15 protein-coding genes and 2 pseudogenes are annotated in these 14,728 nt (G+C 61.3%); 16 read left to right on the top strand and 1 reads right to left on the bottom strand.

Translation table 11 applies throughout. The features are described 5' to 3' along the window. The 4 genes from AC0Z8Z_RS15095 to AC0Z8Z_RS15080 all read left to right on the top strand — a co-directional run bounded on the left by AC0Z8Z_RS15095 (window position 1) and on the right by AC0Z8Z_RS15080 (window position 3,429). Entirely contained in the window at window positions 1-690 is a 690-nt protein-coding gene (locus AC0Z8Z_RS15095) for an SPOR domain-containing protein (protein ID WP_108119117.1), read from the top strand. A gap of 275 nt (window positions 691-965) precedes the next feature. Further along, window positions 966-1,496 (top strand): ATP-dependent protease subunit HslV, encoded by a 531-nt coding sequence (hslV, locus tag AC0Z8Z_RS15090; RefSeq protein WP_065986638.1) that lies wholly within the window; start codon window positions 966-968, stop codon window positions 1,494-1,496. Between the two features lie 69 nt (window positions 1,497-1,565). Then, entirely contained in the window at window positions 1,566-2,903 is a 1,338-nt protein-coding gene (gene hslU, locus AC0Z8Z_RS15085; protein WP_122533939.1) for an ATP-dependent protease ATPase subunit HslU, read from the top strand. 148 nt (window positions 2,904-3,051) lie between these two features. Next, window positions 3,052-3,429, top strand: coding sequence for a gamma-butyrobetaine hydroxylase family protein (locus AC0Z8Z_RS15080; protein ID WP_485619638.1), 378 nt, complete (start codon window positions 3,052-3,054; stop codon window positions 3,427-3,429). Between the two features lie 15 nt (window positions 3,430-3,444). Here AC0Z8Z_RS15080 and AC0Z8Z_RS15075 read toward each other — a convergent pair whose 3' ends face one another. Beyond that, on the bottom strand, window positions 3,445-3,723 hold the full coding sequence (locus AC0Z8Z_RS15075) for a polyhydroxyalkanoic acid system family protein (protein WP_065986644.1): 279 nt from the start codon (window positions 3,721-3,723) through the stop codon (window positions 3,445-3,447). Between the two features lie 141 nt (window positions 3,724-3,864). On the opposite strand from AC0Z8Z_RS15075, the gene ubiE reads away from it, so the two are divergent. The 12 genes and pseudogenes from ubiE (at window position 3,865) to AC0Z8Z_RS15015 (ending at window position 14,575) form a co-directional block, all read left to right on the top strand. Next, window positions 3,865-4,635 (top strand): bifunctional demethylmenaquinone methyltransferase/2-methoxy-6-polyprenyl-1,4-benzoquinol methylase UbiE, encoded by a 771-nt coding sequence (ubiE, locus tag AC0Z8Z_RS15070; protein WP_485619637.1) that lies wholly within the window; start codon window positions 3,865-3,867, stop codon window positions 4,633-4,635. After that, complete coding sequence (locus tag AC0Z8Z_RS15065; RefSeq protein ID WP_272633263.1) at window positions 4,635-5,258, top strand: ubiquinone biosynthesis accessory factor UbiJ; 624 nt, start codon at window positions 4,635-4,637, stop codon at window positions 5,256-5,258. The genes ubiE and AC0Z8Z_RS15065 overlap by 1 nt, the downstream gene beginning before the upstream one ends. After that, entirely contained in the window at window positions 5,255-6,874 is a 1,620-nt protein-coding gene (gene ubiB / locus AC0Z8Z_RS15060; RefSeq protein WP_172610434.1) for a ubiquinone biosynthesis regulatory protein kinase UbiB, read from the top strand. Before AC0Z8Z_RS15065 ends, ubiB begins: the two co-directional genes overlap by 4 nt. Before the next feature lie 56 nt (window positions 6,875-6,930). Further along, window positions 6,931-7,323, top strand: coding sequence for a phosphoribosyl-AMP cyclohydrolase (gene hisI / locus AC0Z8Z_RS15055; protein WP_122533944.1), 393 nt, complete (start codon window positions 6,931-6,933; stop codon window positions 7,321-7,323). 2 nt (window positions 7,324-7,325) lie between these two features. Further along, a complete protein-coding gene (locus tag AC0Z8Z_RS15050) occupies window positions 7,326-7,658 on the top strand; it encodes a phosphoribosyl-ATP diphosphatase (RefSeq protein ID WP_065986654.1) in 333 nt (110 codons plus the stop codon). A 42-nt stretch (window positions 7,659-7,700) separates the two neighbouring features. Then, on the top strand, window positions 7,701-7,985 hold the full coding sequence (locus AC0Z8Z_RS15045) for a twin-arginine translocase TatA/TatE family subunit (protein ID WP_122533945.1): 285 nt from the start codon (window positions 7,701-7,703) through the stop codon (window positions 7,983-7,985). A gap of 10 nt (window positions 7,986-7,995) precedes the next feature. Further along, window positions 7,996-8,230 (top strand): annotated as a pseudogene (gene tatB, locus AC0Z8Z_RS15040) (Sec-independent protein translocase protein TatB); the annotation flags it as partial. Between the two features lie 337 nt (window positions 8,231-8,567). Next, a complete protein-coding gene (tatC, locus tag AC0Z8Z_RS15035; protein ID WP_122533947.1) occupies window positions 8,568-9,362 on the top strand; it encodes a twin-arginine translocase subunit TatC in 795 nt (264 codons plus the stop codon). After that, window positions 9,359-10,066: a 16S rRNA (uracil(1498)-N(3))-methyltransferase gene (locus AC0Z8Z_RS15030; protein ID WP_485619636.1), complete on the top strand. Its 708-nt coding sequence runs from the start codon at window positions 9,359-9,361 to the stop codon at window positions 10,064-10,066. Before tatC ends, AC0Z8Z_RS15030 begins: the two co-directional genes overlap by 4 nt. A 465-nt stretch (window positions 10,067-10,531) precedes the next feature. Continuing rightward, a pseudogene (locus AC0Z8Z_RS15025) lies at window positions 10,532-11,545 on the top strand (methyl-accepting chemotaxis protein); the annotation flags it as partial. Window positions 11,546-11,584: 39 nt separating this feature from the next. Continuing rightward, a complete protein-coding gene (locus tag AC0Z8Z_RS15020) occupies window positions 11,585-12,448 on the top strand; it encodes a methyl-accepting chemotaxis protein (RefSeq protein ID WP_485619737.1) in 864 nt (287 codons plus the stop codon). Window positions 12,449-12,631: 183 nt separating this feature from the next. Then, window positions 12,632-14,575: a methyl-accepting chemotaxis protein gene (locus AC0Z8Z_RS15015; RefSeq protein ID WP_485619635.1), complete on the top strand. Its 1,944-nt coding sequence runs from the start codon at window positions 12,632-12,634 to the stop codon at window positions 14,573-14,575. Window positions 14,576-14,728 lie beyond the last annotated feature (153 nt).

Raw genomic sequence — 14,728 nt, 5'->3', positions numbered from 1 at the left:
TTGGCCGTTAAAAAGAAACCTGCTCCCAAGCGCGGCGCCAGCCGGTATCAGGCTCCCGCAAAGACGCCGATTCCGGGCTGGGTGTGGATGGCGATCGGCCTGACCGTCGGCGCTTTCGTTGTGTTCCTGATGAAACTCGAACCCGGCAGCGGCGACGACATCAAGCGCGTCAAGGCTGAAGCCAAGGCCGCGAAGATTGCCGAAGCAAACAAGACGCCGCCCAGCCCGACCGCGCCTGTGAAGCCGAAATACGACTTCTACACGCTGTTGCCTGAGTCGGAAGTCATCGTGCCGAACGAAGCAGTGCCGGAGAAGACGCCACCGGTCGTTGCGCCAAGCACGCCGGTTACGCCTGAAGTGGCCGCAAAGATCGACACCGCTCGCGCCCAGGCGGCACTCAGTGGTTTGACCCCGCCACCAGCACCTCCGGTGACCAAACCGGCGGCGGTGACGACGTTCTTCCTGCAAGCGGGCTCGTTCCGCAAACAGGCCGACGCCGAGAAAGTGCGCGCGCAGATCATTCTGCTGGGGCAAACGTCGACCGTGGAATCGGGCACGGTGAAGGATGAAACCTGGTACCGCGTGCTGGTCGGCCCGTTCAGCAACCGCGAACAGCTGACCATCGCGCAGAAGCAACTGGCGGGCGGCGGCTTCAGCAACCTGCTGCTGCAACAGCGCCAGGCTCGCTAGGGCACTGCCACCCACCGCAGGACCAACGATCGGTCGCGCTACAGGCGGGGACGATCAGCTGTAGGAGTGAGCTTGCTCGCGATGACATTGGCATATCCAACATAATGGTGCCTGATTCACCGCAATCGCGAGCAAGCTCACTCCTACACAAATTTGAAGCAACCTTACCCACCGCCTTTCATCCCTCAACCCACTCAACGGTTGAAATACCCGCCCCCACCCCCATATGAGTTTCCATCAGGGCATTTTCGCCCCGCAGCGTGGAGACTCTCCCCTTGACCACCATCGTTTCAGTGCGCCGCCAAGGCAAAGTCGTCATGGCCGGTGACGGCCAGGTTTCTCTGGGCAATACCGTCATGAAAGGCAACGCCAAGAAAGTCCGGCGCCTTTACCACGGCCAGGTCATTGCCGGCTTCGCAGGCGCCACCGCTGACGCCTTCACCCTGTTCGAACGCTTCGAAGCCCAGCTGGAAAAACACCAGGGTCACCTCATTCGTGCCGCCGTAGAGCTGGCGAAGGAATGGCGTACCGACCGCTCTCTGAGCCGGCTTGAAGCCATGCTGGCCGTTGCCAACAAAGACGCTTCGCTGATCATTACCGGTAACGGCGACGTCGTTGAGCCCGAAGATGGCCTGATCGCCATGGGTTCCGGCGGCGCCTTTGCCCAGGCTGCGGCCCGCGCACTGCTGCTGAAGACCGAACTCTCCGCCCGTGAAATCGCCGAAACCGCTTTGCACATTGCTGGCGACATTTGCGTCTTCACCAACCACAACATCACCATTGAGGAGCAGGACCTCGCCGAGTAAGCCTCAGGTAATGGCCGCCATTCATCGCGGCCTGCCCGACTTGCACTCTGCCGAGGACCGTTGAAAACCATGTCCATGACTCCCCGTGAAATCGTCCACGAACTCAATCGCCATATCATCGGCCAGGACGATGCCAAACGCGCCGTCGCCATCGCGCTGCGTAACCGCTGGCGCCGGATGCAACTCCCTGAAGAGCTGCGCGTTGAAGTCACCCCCAAGAACATCCTGATGATCGGCCCGACCGGCGTCGGCAAGACCGAAATCGCCCGTCGTCTGGCCAAGCTCGCCAACGCGCCGTTCATCAAGGTCGAAGCGACCAAGTTCACCGAAGTCGGCTACGTGGGTCGCGACGTCGAGTCGATCATCCGTGATCTGGCCGACGCTGCCATGAAGCTGCTGCGCGAACAGGAAATCACCAAGGTTCGCCACCGCGCCGAAGACGCTGCCGAAGACCGCATTCTCGACGCCCTGCTGCCACCGGCACGCGCGGGCTTCAACGAAGACGCGACGTCGGGCAGCGACTCCAACACCCGTCAGCTGTTCCGCAAGCGCCTGCGCGAAGGCCAACTGGACGATAAGGAAATCGAGATCGAGGTCGCTGAAATGGGCGGCGTCGACATTTCCGCGCCGCCGGGCATGGAAGAGATGACCAACCAGCTGCAGAGCCTGTTTGCCAACATGGGCAAGGGCAAGAAGAAGAGCCGCAAGCTGAAAGTCAAAGACGCGCTGAAGATGGTTCGCGACGAAGAAGCGGGCCGTCTGGTCAACGACGAAGAGCTGAAAGCTAAAGCGCTGGAAGCGGTTGAGCAGCACGGTATCGTGTTCATCGACGAGATCGACAAAGTGGCCAAGCGTGGCAATGTCGGCGGCGCTGATGTGTCCCGCGAAGGCGTTCAGCGCGACCTGCTGCCGCTGATCGAAGGCTGCACCGTCAACACCAAGCTGGGCATGGTCAAAACCGATCACATCCTGTTCATCGCGTCCGGCGCGTTCCACCTGAGCAAGCCGAGCGATCTGGTGCCTGAGCTGCAGGGTCGTCTGCCGATCCGCGTCGAGCTCAAAGCGCTGAGCCCGCAGGATTTCGAACGCATCCTGACCGAGCCCCATGCGTCGCTGACCGAGCAATACCGCGAGCTGCTGAAGACCGAAGGCCTGAACATCGCGTTCCTGCCGGATGGCATCAAGCGTCTGGCCGAGATCGCCTGGCAGGTCAACGAGAAGACCGAGAACATCGGTGCGCGTCGCTTGCACACGCTGCTTGAGCGGTTGCTGGAAGAGGTTTCTTTCAGTGCCGGTGACTTGGCAGGCGCGCAGGATGGCGGGACGATTCAGATCGACGCTGAATACGTGAACAGCCATTTGGGTGAACTGGCGGAAGACGAAGATCTGTCGCGCTATATCCTTTAAAGCAGCTGCAAGCGGTTAGCTTCAAGCGGCAAGCAGATTTCACTGGCTGCACGAATCTGCTTCGCTTGTAGCTTGCCGCTTGTAGCTTGCCGCTTGTAGCTTGTAGCTTGTAGCTTGTAGCTTGTAGCTTGTAGCTGAGATTACCTCTATGACCCGCATCCCCATCGCCATCCAGCTACACAAAGCCTCGAAAGTCCTCAGCCTGAAATACGGGCCGGATGAGGTGTACCGCCTGCCGGCGGAATTTCTGCGGGTGCACTCGCCGTCGGCGGAGGTGCAGGGCCATGGCAATCCGATTCTGCAGTTCGGCAAGCTGGGCGTCGGGCTCACCAAGGTCGAGCCCGCCGGGCAGTACGCGCTGAAGCTGACCTTCGACGACGGTCATGACAGCGGGCTGTTTACCTGGGAATACCTGGAGCAACTGGCGCAACGCCAGGCGCAGCTTTGGGAGGAATACCTGGCCGAGCTCAAGGCCGCCGGCAAATCCCGCGACCCCTCCGAGCAAGTCATCAAACTGATGCTCTAGCCGTCGCTCCAGACGTCAGGCGGTCAGCACCTTGTCCAGTTGCCGTTCAACTTCCGACTGAATCGAACCGCTCATGGCGGAGAGGAAGAAGTTGAGGTCGATGTTCACCCGCACCCACTCATCCTCGACTGCGACAGTACCCTTGGCGCCCTTGCCTTCCAGAGCCACGGTGTCACCTGTCCACTCGTGCTCGATGCCGTACTTGTCGGACAGCTTCTGCAGCATGATCTCAGCCTTCTCGCGGGCTTTTTCCTTTCCCAGCGTGTGCTGACGTTCCACGGTAATTCTGGCCACTGACGGGTTCCTGCTTCGGCTTAAATCGTCGGCGCACTATACCAGCGGCCAGAACCGAAGAAACTGTTGGCGGTGAGCCTTGTCAAGACAAAGCCAGCCTCGACGATTAGAATGGCGCCACTTTATTCCGGTGACAGCGATATGAATGATCCGCGCAAAGGCAGCGATGCCGAACCCATCACCCACTTCGGTTACAAAAACGTACCGGAAAGCCAGAAGGCCGAGAAAGTCGCCGAGGTATTTCACTCCGTAGCGGCCAAATATGACCTGATGAACGACGTGTTGTCCGGCGGCATGCATCGCCTCTGGAAGCGCTTCACCATCGAACTGTCCGGCGTTCGCAGCGGCAACCGCGTGCTCGACATCGCAGGCGGCACCGGCGACCTGGCGAAGAAGTTCTCCCATCTTGTCGGTCCGACCGGCGAAGTCGTGCTGGCCGACATCAACGCTTCGATGCTCAAAGTCGGTCGTGACCGCCTGCTGGATCGCGGCGTGGTTGGCAACATCAAGTTCGTTCAGGCCGACGCTGAAAAGCTGCCGTTCCCGGACAACTACTTCGACTGCGTGACCATCGCTTTCGGCCTGCGCAACGTGACCCACAAAGAAGACGCCATCCGCTCCATGCTGCGCGTGCTCAAGCCGGGTGGTCGTTTGCTGGTGCTGGAGTTCTCCAAGCCCACCAGCAAAGTCATGTCCAAGATCTACGACGCCTACTCGTTCGCCTTCATGCCGCTGGCCGGCAAGTTGATCACCAACGATTCGGAAAGCTACCGCTATCTGGCAGAGTCGATCCGCATGCACCCCGACCAGGAAACCCTGAAGTCAATGATGGTCCAGGCCGGTTTTGACCGCGTGACCTACCACAACATGACCTCCGGGATCGTCGCGCTGCACCGGGGCATCAAACCCTGATGCTGCTCAACGGCTTGCTCGCCAGTGCCGAGCACGGCATCAATCGCGTGCTGCGCATGGACAGCACCGCCCTGCCGCGCCTTGACCGGCTCGGCGGCAAGGTCATCGCGATCGAATGCACCAGCCCTGCGTTTCATCTGCACGTGCTGCCCAGTGACGACGGCCTGATGCTGGCGGCGAACTGGGAAGGCGGTGCTGATGTAACGCTGCGTGCCCCCGCTGCGAGCCTGATGCGCCTGGCGATGAGCAAAGACAAAAATGCCGTGCTGCACAGCCCGGAAGTCGAGCTGGAGGGCGAAAGCGCCGTGTTGCTTGAGCTGGTGGGCGTGCTGCAGGATCTCGACCTCGACTGGGAGTACGAGCTGCAACGCTGGCTCGGCCCTGTCGCCGCGCCCCTGATCGGCGGGCACTTGCGCAACAGCGCACGCTGGACCCGCGACAGCGCAGCCAGCCTCAGCCACAATCTGGCCGAATACCTGGCCGAAGAATCCCGCACGCTGGTCGGCAAGCGCGAGGCCGAAGCCCGCTTCGCCGAACTGGATCAGACCAAACAAGACCTGGAACGCCTCGAAGCCCGCTTCGAGCGTCTGGCCCACTCCCTCAAATCCAGCGATAACGCATGAGCCTGCTTGCCGTCCGCCGCCTGTTTCGCATCCAGCGTGTCGTAATCCGTTACCGCCTCGATGACCTGTTGTTCGCCCTGCCCCTGCCCTGGTGGCTGCTGGCCGTGCGCTTCGTGCTGCCATGGCGCTGGCTGCCGCGGCGCAAAAACGAACTGAGCCGTGGCGCCCGTCTGCGACTGGCGTTGCAGGACCTGGGGCCGATTTTCATCAAGTTCGGGCAGTTGCTGTCGACCCGACGCGATCTGCTGCCTGAAGACGTCGCCGACGAGCTGATGATGCTGCAGGACCGCGTGCCGCCGTTCGACTCCGCCAAAGCCGTCGCGCTGATCGAATCGCAGCTGGGCGCGAAAATCAGCGAAGTCTTCAGCCGCTTCGACGTCGCCCCGCTGGCTTCGGCTTCTGTCGCTCAAGTCCACGCCGCGCGTTTGAAAACAGGCGAAGAAGTGGTAGTCAAAGTGGTGCGGCCGGGCTTGAAGCCGATCATTGGTTCTGATCTTGCGTGGCTGTTCATTCTGGCGAAGATCGCCGAGCGGGTATCCGCTGACGCGCGACTGCTGCACCCGGTGGACGTGGTCGCCGATTACGAAAAAACCATTTACGACGAACTCGACCTGTTGCGCGAAGCGGCCAACTCCAGCCAGCTGCGCCGCAACTTCGAAGGCTCGACCATGCTGTACGTGCCGCAGGTCTATTGGGACTGGTGCCGGCCGAAGGTGTTGGTGATGGAGCGCATTTACGGTGTGCAAGTGACCGATCTGGCGACCCTCGCCGATCAACGCACCGACATGAAGAAGCTGGCCGAGCGCGGTGTCGAGCTGTTCTTCACCCAAGTCTTCCGCGACAGTTTTTTCCACGCCGACATGCACCCCGGCAATATTTTCGTCAGCACGGTCACACCGTGGGATCCGCAGTACATCGCCATCGACTGCGGCATTGTCGGCAGCCTGACGCCTGAGGATCAGGACTACCTGGCGCGCAACCTGTTTGCCTTCTTCAAGCGCGACTACCGCCGCGTGGCTCAGTTGCATATCGACTCGGGCTGGGTGCCGGCCGAGACCAAGCTGAATGAATTCGAGGCGGCCATCCGCACGGTGTGCGAGCCGATCTTCGAGAAACCCCTGAAGGACATTTCCTTCGGGCAGGTGCTGATGCGCCTGTTCCAGACCGCCCGCCGCTTCAACATGGAAGTGCAGCCGCAACTGGTGCTGCTGCAAAAAACGCTGCTCAACATCGAAGGCCTCGGCCGTCAGCTGTACCCGGAGCTGGATCTCTGGGCGACCGCGCAGCCGTTCCTTGAACGCTGGATGCGCGAGCGCGTCAGCCCGAAAACCCTGCTCGGCAATCTGCAGTCCCAGGTCGAACAGATTCCGCATCTGGCCAACATGACCCGGGATTTGCTCGAGCGTCTGTCGCAGCCCCATCGTCATGATCCGCCCCCGCCCTATCGGCGAGATGGCGATCACTGGGCCCTTCGCCTGCTCGGCGCAGGCCTGCTGGCTGGCGGCGTACTGTTGGCGATCACCCATACCCAGACTGGCGCAGCGCTGAACAGCCTGAGCGCCTGGCCTGCCTTGTTGATGCTGGCGGCAGGCGTCTATCTGGTCGTTCGCCGATAGCCATTGGCGCGAGCCGCTGGCACACTAGCCCTCCCCTGGACCGGCCGGAGCCGATGATGAAAGACTGGCTGGACGAGATTAAGTGGGACAAGGACGGTCTGGTGCCCGCTATCGCGCAGGACCACAAGACCGGTCGCGTGCTGATGATGGCCTGGATGAACCGCGAAGCCTTGAGCCTGACTGCCAGCGAACAGCGCGCTATCTATTGGTCACGTTCGCGTGGCAAGTTGTGGCGAAAGGGCGAAGAATCGGGCCACGTGCAGAAGCTTCATGAACTGCGCCTGGACTGTGATGCCGACGTCATTATCCTGATGGTCGAGCAAATCGGCGGCATCGCTTGCCATACCGGCCGCGAGAGCTGCTTCTACCGCGTCTACGACGACGCAGCCTGGAAGACCGTGGACCCGGTGCTCAAAGACCCCGATGCCATTTACCAAGCAGGACACTGAACATGACTGATACCTTGTCACGCCTTGCCGAGGTGCTTGAATCACGCAAAGGCGCGGCTGCCGACTCGTCTTACGTCGCCAGCCTCTACCACAAGGGACTGAACAAGATTCTGGAGAAGGTCGGCGAAGAGTCGGTCGAAACCATAATCGCTGCCAAGGACGCTGCCATCAGCGGTGACTGCAGTGATGTCGTCTACGAAACCGCCGATTTATGGTTCCACAGCATGGTGATGCTTGCCCAACTGGGTCAACACCCGCAAGCCGTGCTGGATGAGCTGGACCGCCGCTTCGGCCTGTCCGGCCACGCCGAGAAAGCGTCGCGCTCGGCGGAATAAACACCTGGGCTGCGGCCCGAAATTTCTTGTGAGGAACGCGTCATGGGCATTTTTGACTGGAAACACTGGATCGTCATTCTTGTGGTTGTCGTGCTGGTCTTCGGCACCAAGAAACTCAAGAACCTGGGGACCGACGTGGGTGAGTCGATCAAGGGCTTTCGCAAAGCCATGAATGACGACGACAAGCACCCTGAAGAGCCAACCGTGACGCCGCCGGTTCAGCCACAGCCGACCGCGCAGCCTGTGCCTCCGACTCAGCCGCTGCACCAGCCGCACACCATCGACGCTCAAGCGCAACGAGTCGAAGACCCCCTCCGCAAAGACTAGGTCGTGACGCATGTTTGGTATCAGCTTTTCTGAACTGCTGCTGGTCGGCCTCGTTGCCCTGCTGGTATTGGGCCCCGAGCGTTTGCCAGGCGCAGCAAGGACGGCCGGACTCTGGATCGGCCGCCTGAAACGCAGCTTCAATGCGATCAAACAGGAAGTTGAGCGCGAAATCGGCGCTGACGAGATTCGGCGTCAGTTGCACAACGAGCATATTCTTTCGCTGGAAGAAGAGGCTCGAAAAATCATGCAGCCGCAACAGCCGCCAGCGGCGCCGGTAGCCCCTGCGACCCCGGCACTGACTGAGCCCGCCGCCGAAACGCCTGTTTCGCCGGCACCTGCATCGACAACGCCACCCTCGGCGCCGGTCATGGGTGCGGCCTCACCGGCCCAGAGCGCCGACATTGGCCCGGCCGCGCCGGCTGAAAGCGCGTCGGTCACGCCGCCGCCCGTTCATGTCGAGCCTGCTGCACCTTCGCCTGTCGGGCCGGGATCTGCACCCGCACCTGCGCCGGTCACCACCCCTGCGACCGCGGTGCAAAGTGCGCCTTCTGCCAACGATTCGTCACTGCCACCACGAGCCCCATGAGCGAAATCCCGGAAAACGACCAGCAAATGCCGCTGGTCTCGCACCTGACAGAACTGCGCTCGCGCCTGCTGCGCTGCGTGCTGGCGATCTTCGTGATCTTCGGCGCGCTGTTCTACTTCACCCAGAAGATCTACACCTTCGTTTCTGCCCCGCTGCGCAAGTTTCTGCCTGACGGCGCCACAATGATTGCGACGGACGTGGCTTCGCCGTTCATCACGCCGTTCAAGCTGACGATGATGGTGGCGCTGTTCCTGGCGATGCCGGTGATTCTTCATCAGATATGGGGATTCATTGCGCCGGGCCTGTACAAGCATGAAAAGCGCGTGGCAGTGCCGCTGTTGATCTCCAGCATCATCCTGTTCTACGCCGGGATGGCGTTTGCCTACTTTCTGGTCTTCCCGTTGATTTTCCACTTCTTCGCCAGCGTCACTCCGGAAGGCGTGTCGATGATGACGGACATCGCCAGCTATCTGGACTTTGTCATGACGCTGTTCCTGGCGTTTGGCGTCGCGTTCGAGATTCCGGTGGCGGTTGTGCTGCTGGTGTGGATCGGCATCGTCGACGTCAAATACCTGAAGAAGATTCGTCCGTACGTGGTGATCGGCTGCTTCGTGGTCGGCATGATCCTCACCCCGCCGGACATCTTTTCGCAGACCCTGCTGGCTGTGCCGATGTGGCTGCTGTTTGAAATCGGCGTGCTGTGCAGTTCGATGATCACCAAGCGCGGCGATCATGAAGACGACGAAAAAGCCGAAGACGAACAGAGCCAACCGCCAGCGACCCAACCGTGAACCTGCTGTTGCTTGAGGAAGCCGACTTCATCGCGGCTGACCGGGTGGTGCTGCGTGACCGGCGCCTCAAGCACATGCAGGAAGTGCATCGCAGCGAAGTGGGCGACAGCCTGCGGGTCGGCCGGGTGAACGGCCTGCTGGGGAGCGCCCAATTGCTGCGACTGGAGGCTCGGGAAGCCGAGCTTTCGGTGAGCTTCGAGCACGCGCCGCCCGCCAAACTCCCCTTGACGCTGATCCTCGCCCTGCCTCGCCCGAAGATGCTGCGCCGGGTGTTTCAGACGGTGGCGACGATGGGCGTGCCACGGGTCATTCTGGTCAACAGTTACCGCGTCGAGAAAAGCTTCTGGCAGACACCCTTTCTGGAGCCTGGGGCGATTCGCGAGCAGTTGATTCTCGGGCTGGAGCAGGCCCGGGACAGCGTGCTGCCGGAGATCGTCATTGAAAAGCGCTTCAAGCCCTTCGTTGAAGACCGCCTTCCCGCTGTGGTTGAAGGAACGTTGGGATTGGTCGGTCATCCGGGTGATTTCCCGGCCTGCCCGCGCGCCGTTGAACAGCCTGTCACCCTGGCCATTGGTCCTGAAGGCGGCTGGATTCCCTACGAAGTTGATTTGCTGCACGCCTCCGGCTTGAACCCCGTCCAGTTGGGCGCGCGGATCCTGCGCGTCGAAACCGCCGTCACCGCACTGCTCGCCCGGTTGTTCTAAAACATAGCAACATCACCGATCTCCCTACAAACGACGCGTCTGTGGGAGCGACAGGCTGGCGCTCCGCCTTGCTTGCGAATAGGCCGGTACATCCGTCCGAGCTTTAGCGCTTGACACGCCGCCTTCGTGAGCAAGCTCACTCCCACAAGTCCTGTGTTTGCTGCGCGACAGCGCGGTGTCAGCGCGAACATGACTACACCGATTTCCCGCAGACGGATAACCCGTGGGAGCGAGCTTGCTCGCGAAGGCTCACTTTCAGTCACCCGAGAACGTTGCTGACTGTCCCGGCCTCTTCCTGAGCGAGCTCAGTCACACAGGGGGATTGTTGGCGGTCTGAATCGCGCGGTGTCAGAACGACGGGCAATGTCCTTGCCCCAAGCCATCTCCCTTCCTCACTCCACACTTCAGTTCGGCGCGCATCGGCCGATGCACAGGCGTCCATAACTACAATTCGCAGGAATCATCATGTCTCGCTGGTTTACCCAACGCCTTGGAAATATGAGCGTCAGCCTCAAACTGGGTATCGGTTTCGGCCTGGTGCTATTGCTGACGCTGCTCATCACGGCGACGGGGTGGTCTAGCGTGAAGGCGGTGATCGAGCGCGGCGACAAGCTGGGGATGATCTCGCAGATCAGTGAGCGGACGATGGATCTGCGCACGGCACGCATGGTGTATGAAACCCAATACACCGCTGAAGCCGCGACGGCCGTCATGACCGCGCTGGACAAGCTCGACGCCGACCTGAAAACCGCGCAGAGCATGGTCAAAGGCGTCGGCGATCTCAAACTGATGGACGCTCAGGCTCAGGCCGCGGGCGAATACCGCCGCGCTTTTGGTGACATGACCAAAGCCATCCAGTCCCGCGAAGCCAGCCGAGCCAATCTGGGAAATACGGCCGATGCCGCCGTGGATGTCGTCAAAAAGATCGAAGAAGCGTTGATCCAGCACGACAACATCCTGCAATTCAACAGCGCGGTAGATGTCAGCAAACAGATTCAGCAGGCACGCTTCCAGGTGCGCGGTTACACCTTCAGCGGCAAACCGGATTTCGAGAAGAACGCCACCGCCGCCATCGACGAAGCCATCGTCGGAGTGAACACGCTGGCCGGGGACGTTTCCTCCCAATACATCCCGCAGTTGCAAAAGGCCAACCTGGCGCTCAAAGGCTACCGCGACGCTGTCGGCCAGTACCGTGACGCACAACTGGTCAGCGTCCAGGCCCTGGCCAAAATGACCGAGCTGGGCCAGCAGCTGCTGGACAACAGCGAACAATTGAACAGTTCGCAAAACGCCAAGCGCGATGCAGACACCCGTCAGGCCCAATCGACTCTCGGCATCGCTACGGTAGTGGCCCTGATCCTCGGTGTTCTCGCCGCCTGGATCATTACACGACAAATCACGGTGCCGTTGGGCCAGACGCTTGTGGCGGTCGAGCGCGTGGCGTCCGGTGATCTGACCCACAACTTGAGCGTCGACCGCCGCGATGAGCTGGGTCAGTTGCAGGGCAGCATCCAGCGCATGACCGTGGAGCTTCGCCAGTTGATCAGCGGCATCGGCGAAGGCGTGACCCAGATCGCCAGCGCCGCCGAAGAGCTGTCGGCGGTTACCGAACAGACCAGCGCCGGCGTCAACAGCCAGAAGGTCGAGACCGATCAAGTGGCGACGGCTATGCACGAGATGACCGCTACGGTGCAGGAGGTGGCGCGTAACGCCGAAGAAGCGTCCGAGGCCGCCGTAGCCGCCGACCAGCAGGCCCGCGAAGGCGACAAAGTGGTGAACGAGGCCATCGCGCAGATTGAGCGGCTCGCGACCGAAGTGGGTCACTCCACCGAGGCAATGGCCGAACTCAAGCGCGAGAGCGACAAGATCGGCAGCGTCCTCGACGTGATCAAATCCGTCGCACAGCAAACCAACCTCCTCGCCCTTAACGCCGCCATCGAGGCCGCGCGGGCTGGTGAGGCCGGGCGTGGATTTGCCGTGGTTGCGGACGAAGTGCGCAGCCTGGCGCAGCGCACGCAGAAATCCACCGAAGAGATCGAAGAGCTGATTTCAGGCCTGCAGAACGGCACCCGGCAAGTGGCGACGATCATGGACAACAGCCGCGAGCTTACCGTCAGCAGCGTCGAGCTGACCCGCCGCGCCGGCACCTCCTTGGAAAGCATCACCCGCACCGTGTCTGCGATTCAATCCATGAACCAGCAGATCGCCGCTGCGGCCGAGGAGCAAAGCGCTACCGCCGAAGAGATTAACCGCAGTGTGCTCAACGTGCGCGATGTGTCGGAACAGACCTCGGCCGCCAGCGAGGAAACCGCCGCGTCGAGCGTCGAGCTGGCGCGCCTGGGCAGCCATCTCCAAGCGCTGGTGGGTCGCTTCCGGGTCTGATCCAGTGGCCTGATCCGCGTCCGCTTCAGTAACGGACTTGCCGGCAAAATCTCCAATCAGGGGCGGAATCTGTGACACGCGTCACCCCTTTCCGCCCCTCGGAAATCTCCTACGACCTGATCAGGTCACGCCTCCGCTTCCCCTGCCGATGCGCGTTTATCGCTCATCCGCAGGAGACGCATCATGCTGCAAGGCATCAATCGGGCGCTGGCCAATACCAGCGTCAAACTCAAACTCTCGCTGGGCTTCGGCCTGGTTCTGCTTCTGACCCTGGCCATCACGCTGACCGGATGGCATGGGCTCGACACCATGATCGAGCGCTCGGAGTCATTGACCTCCATCGCTCAGCTTAATGCGATGACCAAGGACCTGCGCGCCGAGCGCATCGTCTTTCGGGTCGAAAACACCGCGGACAGCGCCTCGCGTGTCGTCGACCGCATCAACGAGATTGAAGCGCATCTGGTGGTGCTGCGCGCCGACGCGCCTCCTGCCGACATCCTCAAGTTGCTCAATGGGCAGAGCGACACTGTCAGAGCGCTCGAAGCCACGTTTGCCGATCTGGCGAAGCTGTTGAGCGCACGGGCAGATTCCCGCGCGCAACTTGCCCTTCTGTCTGAAGAGGCGATCAAGTCCATTGGCCTGGTGGAAAGCGAGGTTCTGAAAGCCGTCAGTCAGGAGCAGGACAGCAGCGAGCGCCTCGGGGAGTTCACCAACATCCAGCAATTGCGCGGGCAGGTGCAAAATGCCCGTTACGAAGTCCAGGCGTACGTGTTCAGCGGTAAAGAGTCCTACGAAGTCGCGGCCATTACTGCCATCGACGAAGCATTGAAAGAGGTCGAACAAATTGCCACCGACCAGGCCGATGGCAATGTCAGTGAATTGCTCAACGCCCGTAAGACGCTGCTCAAGTACCGCGAGCACATGGGCCAGTTCAAGGACCTCCAGGTCAAGGTTGAAGCGGCGCAGGAGTCCATGGAGGCGCTCAGCGAGAATCTGCTGACATCAACCGGGGAGATCACTGCGCTGCAAGGCCAGCGGCGTGATTCCGAAGCCACCCAGTCGCGGCAGACACTCAGCGGCGTGGCCGGGCTGGCAATGCTGCTCGGCCTGCTCGCGGCCTGGTTGATCACCCAGCAGATCATCGCGCCCCTGCGGTTGACCTTGAGTGCCGCTGCGCGCATCGCCAAAGGTGATCTGAGTCAGGACCTGGAAATCGGCCGTCGCGACGAAATGGGCATGCTCCAGCGCAGCATGCAGGAGATGACCCTGAGCCTGCGCCAGCTCATCAGCGGCATCAGCGACGGCGTCACCCAGATTGCCAGTGCGGCAGAACAGTTGTCGGCCGTGACCGAGCAGACCAGCGTGGGCGTTAACAGCCAGAAAGACGAAACCGACTGCGTCGCCACGGCGATGAACCAGATGACCTCGACCGTCATGGAAGTGGCCCGCAATGCCGAAGAAGCCAGTGAGGCAGCGCGCCACGCCGATCAGCAGGCGCGGGACGGCGACAAGGTGGTCAACGACGCCATCGCGCAGATCGAGCGCCTTGCGGTGGAGGTCAATAACTCGACCGAAGCCATGGGCAAGCTGAAGCTGGAGAGCGACAAGATCGGCGGGGTGCTCGACGTCATCAAATCGGTGTCGCAGCAGACCAATCTGCTCGCCCTGAACGCCGCGATCGAAGCCGCCCGCGCAGGCGAAGCAGGACGCGGGTTTGCGGTCGTCGCCGACGAGGTTCGCGGCCTGGCCCAGCGCACCCAGGAATCCACCGAAGAAATCGAAGTGCTCATCGCAGCACTGCAGAGCGGCACCCAGCAAGTGGTGATGACCCTCGACGCCAGCCGAACCCTGACGGACAGCAGCGTCGATTTGAGTCGCCAGGCTGGCAATGCCCTGGGACACATCACACGCACGGTGTCGACGATTCAGACGATGAACCAGCAGATTGCTGCAGCGGGTGAGGAACAGAGCAGCGTGGCCGAGCAGATCAACCGCAGCGTGCTGAACGTGCGGGATGTGTCCGAGCAAACCGCGGCATCCAGTGAAGAGACCGCCGCCTCAAGCATCGAACTGGCGCGGCTTGGGGTGCAGTTACAGGAGATGGTCGGCAAGTTTCGGGTGAGTTGAGGCGAAACGGACTGCGACGTCGAGTTGTAGGACTGGCTTTAGCCGGGAATGTGTCTGGCCTCACACCGCAGAATAGCGCACGCACTGGCCCCCTTCCCGGCTAAGGCCAGTCCTACAGGGGAAGCGCCAACATAGATTACCCAAACAAAAACG

The sequence above is a fragment of the Pseudomonas sp. 1L-C-7-B-C1 genome, from assembly GCF_057291635.1.
This window is presented reverse-complemented; position numbering and strand designations above follow the sequence as displayed.

Coding starts and splice junctions, on each gene's coding strand:
- hslU (WP_122533939.1), top strand. CDS start 1,566: ATGTCCATGACTCCCCGTGAAATCGTCCACGAACTCAATCGCCATATC.
- AC0Z8Z_RS15080 (WP_485619638.1), top strand. CDS start 3,052: ATGACCCGCATCCCCATCGCCATCCAGCTACACAAAGCCTCGAAAGTC.
- ubiE (WP_485619637.1), top strand. CDS start 3,865: ATGAATGATCCGCGCAAAGGCAGCGATGCCGAACCCATCACCCACTTC.
- AC0Z8Z_RS15065 (WP_272633263.1), top strand. CDS start 4,635: ATGCTGCTCAACGGCTTGCTCGCCAGTGCCGAGCACGGCATCAATCGC.
- ubiB (WP_172610434.1), top strand. CDS start 5,255: ATGAGCCTGCTTGCCGTCCGCCGCCTGTTTCGCATCCAGCGTGTCGTA.
- hisI (WP_122533944.1), top strand. CDS start 6,931: ATGAAAGACTGGCTGGACGAGATTAAGTGGGACAAGGACGGTCTGGTG.
- AC0Z8Z_RS15050 (WP_065986654.1), top strand. CDS start 7,326: ATGACTGATACCTTGTCACGCCTTGCCGAGGTGCTTGAATCACGCAAA.
- AC0Z8Z_RS15045 (WP_122533945.1), top strand. CDS start 7,701: ATGGGCATTTTTGACTGGAAACACTGGATCGTCATTCTTGTGGTTGTC.
- tatC (WP_122533947.1), top strand. CDS start 8,568: ATGAGCGAAATCCCGGAAAACGACCAGCAAATGCCGCTGGTCTCGCAC.
- AC0Z8Z_RS15020 (WP_485619737.1), top strand. CDS start 11,585: ATGACCGTGGAGCTTCGCCAGTTGATCAGCGGCATCGGCGAAGGCGTG.
- AC0Z8Z_RS15015 (WP_485619635.1), top strand. CDS start 12,632: ATGCTGCAAGGCATCAATCGGGCGCTGGCCAATACCAGCGTCAAACTC.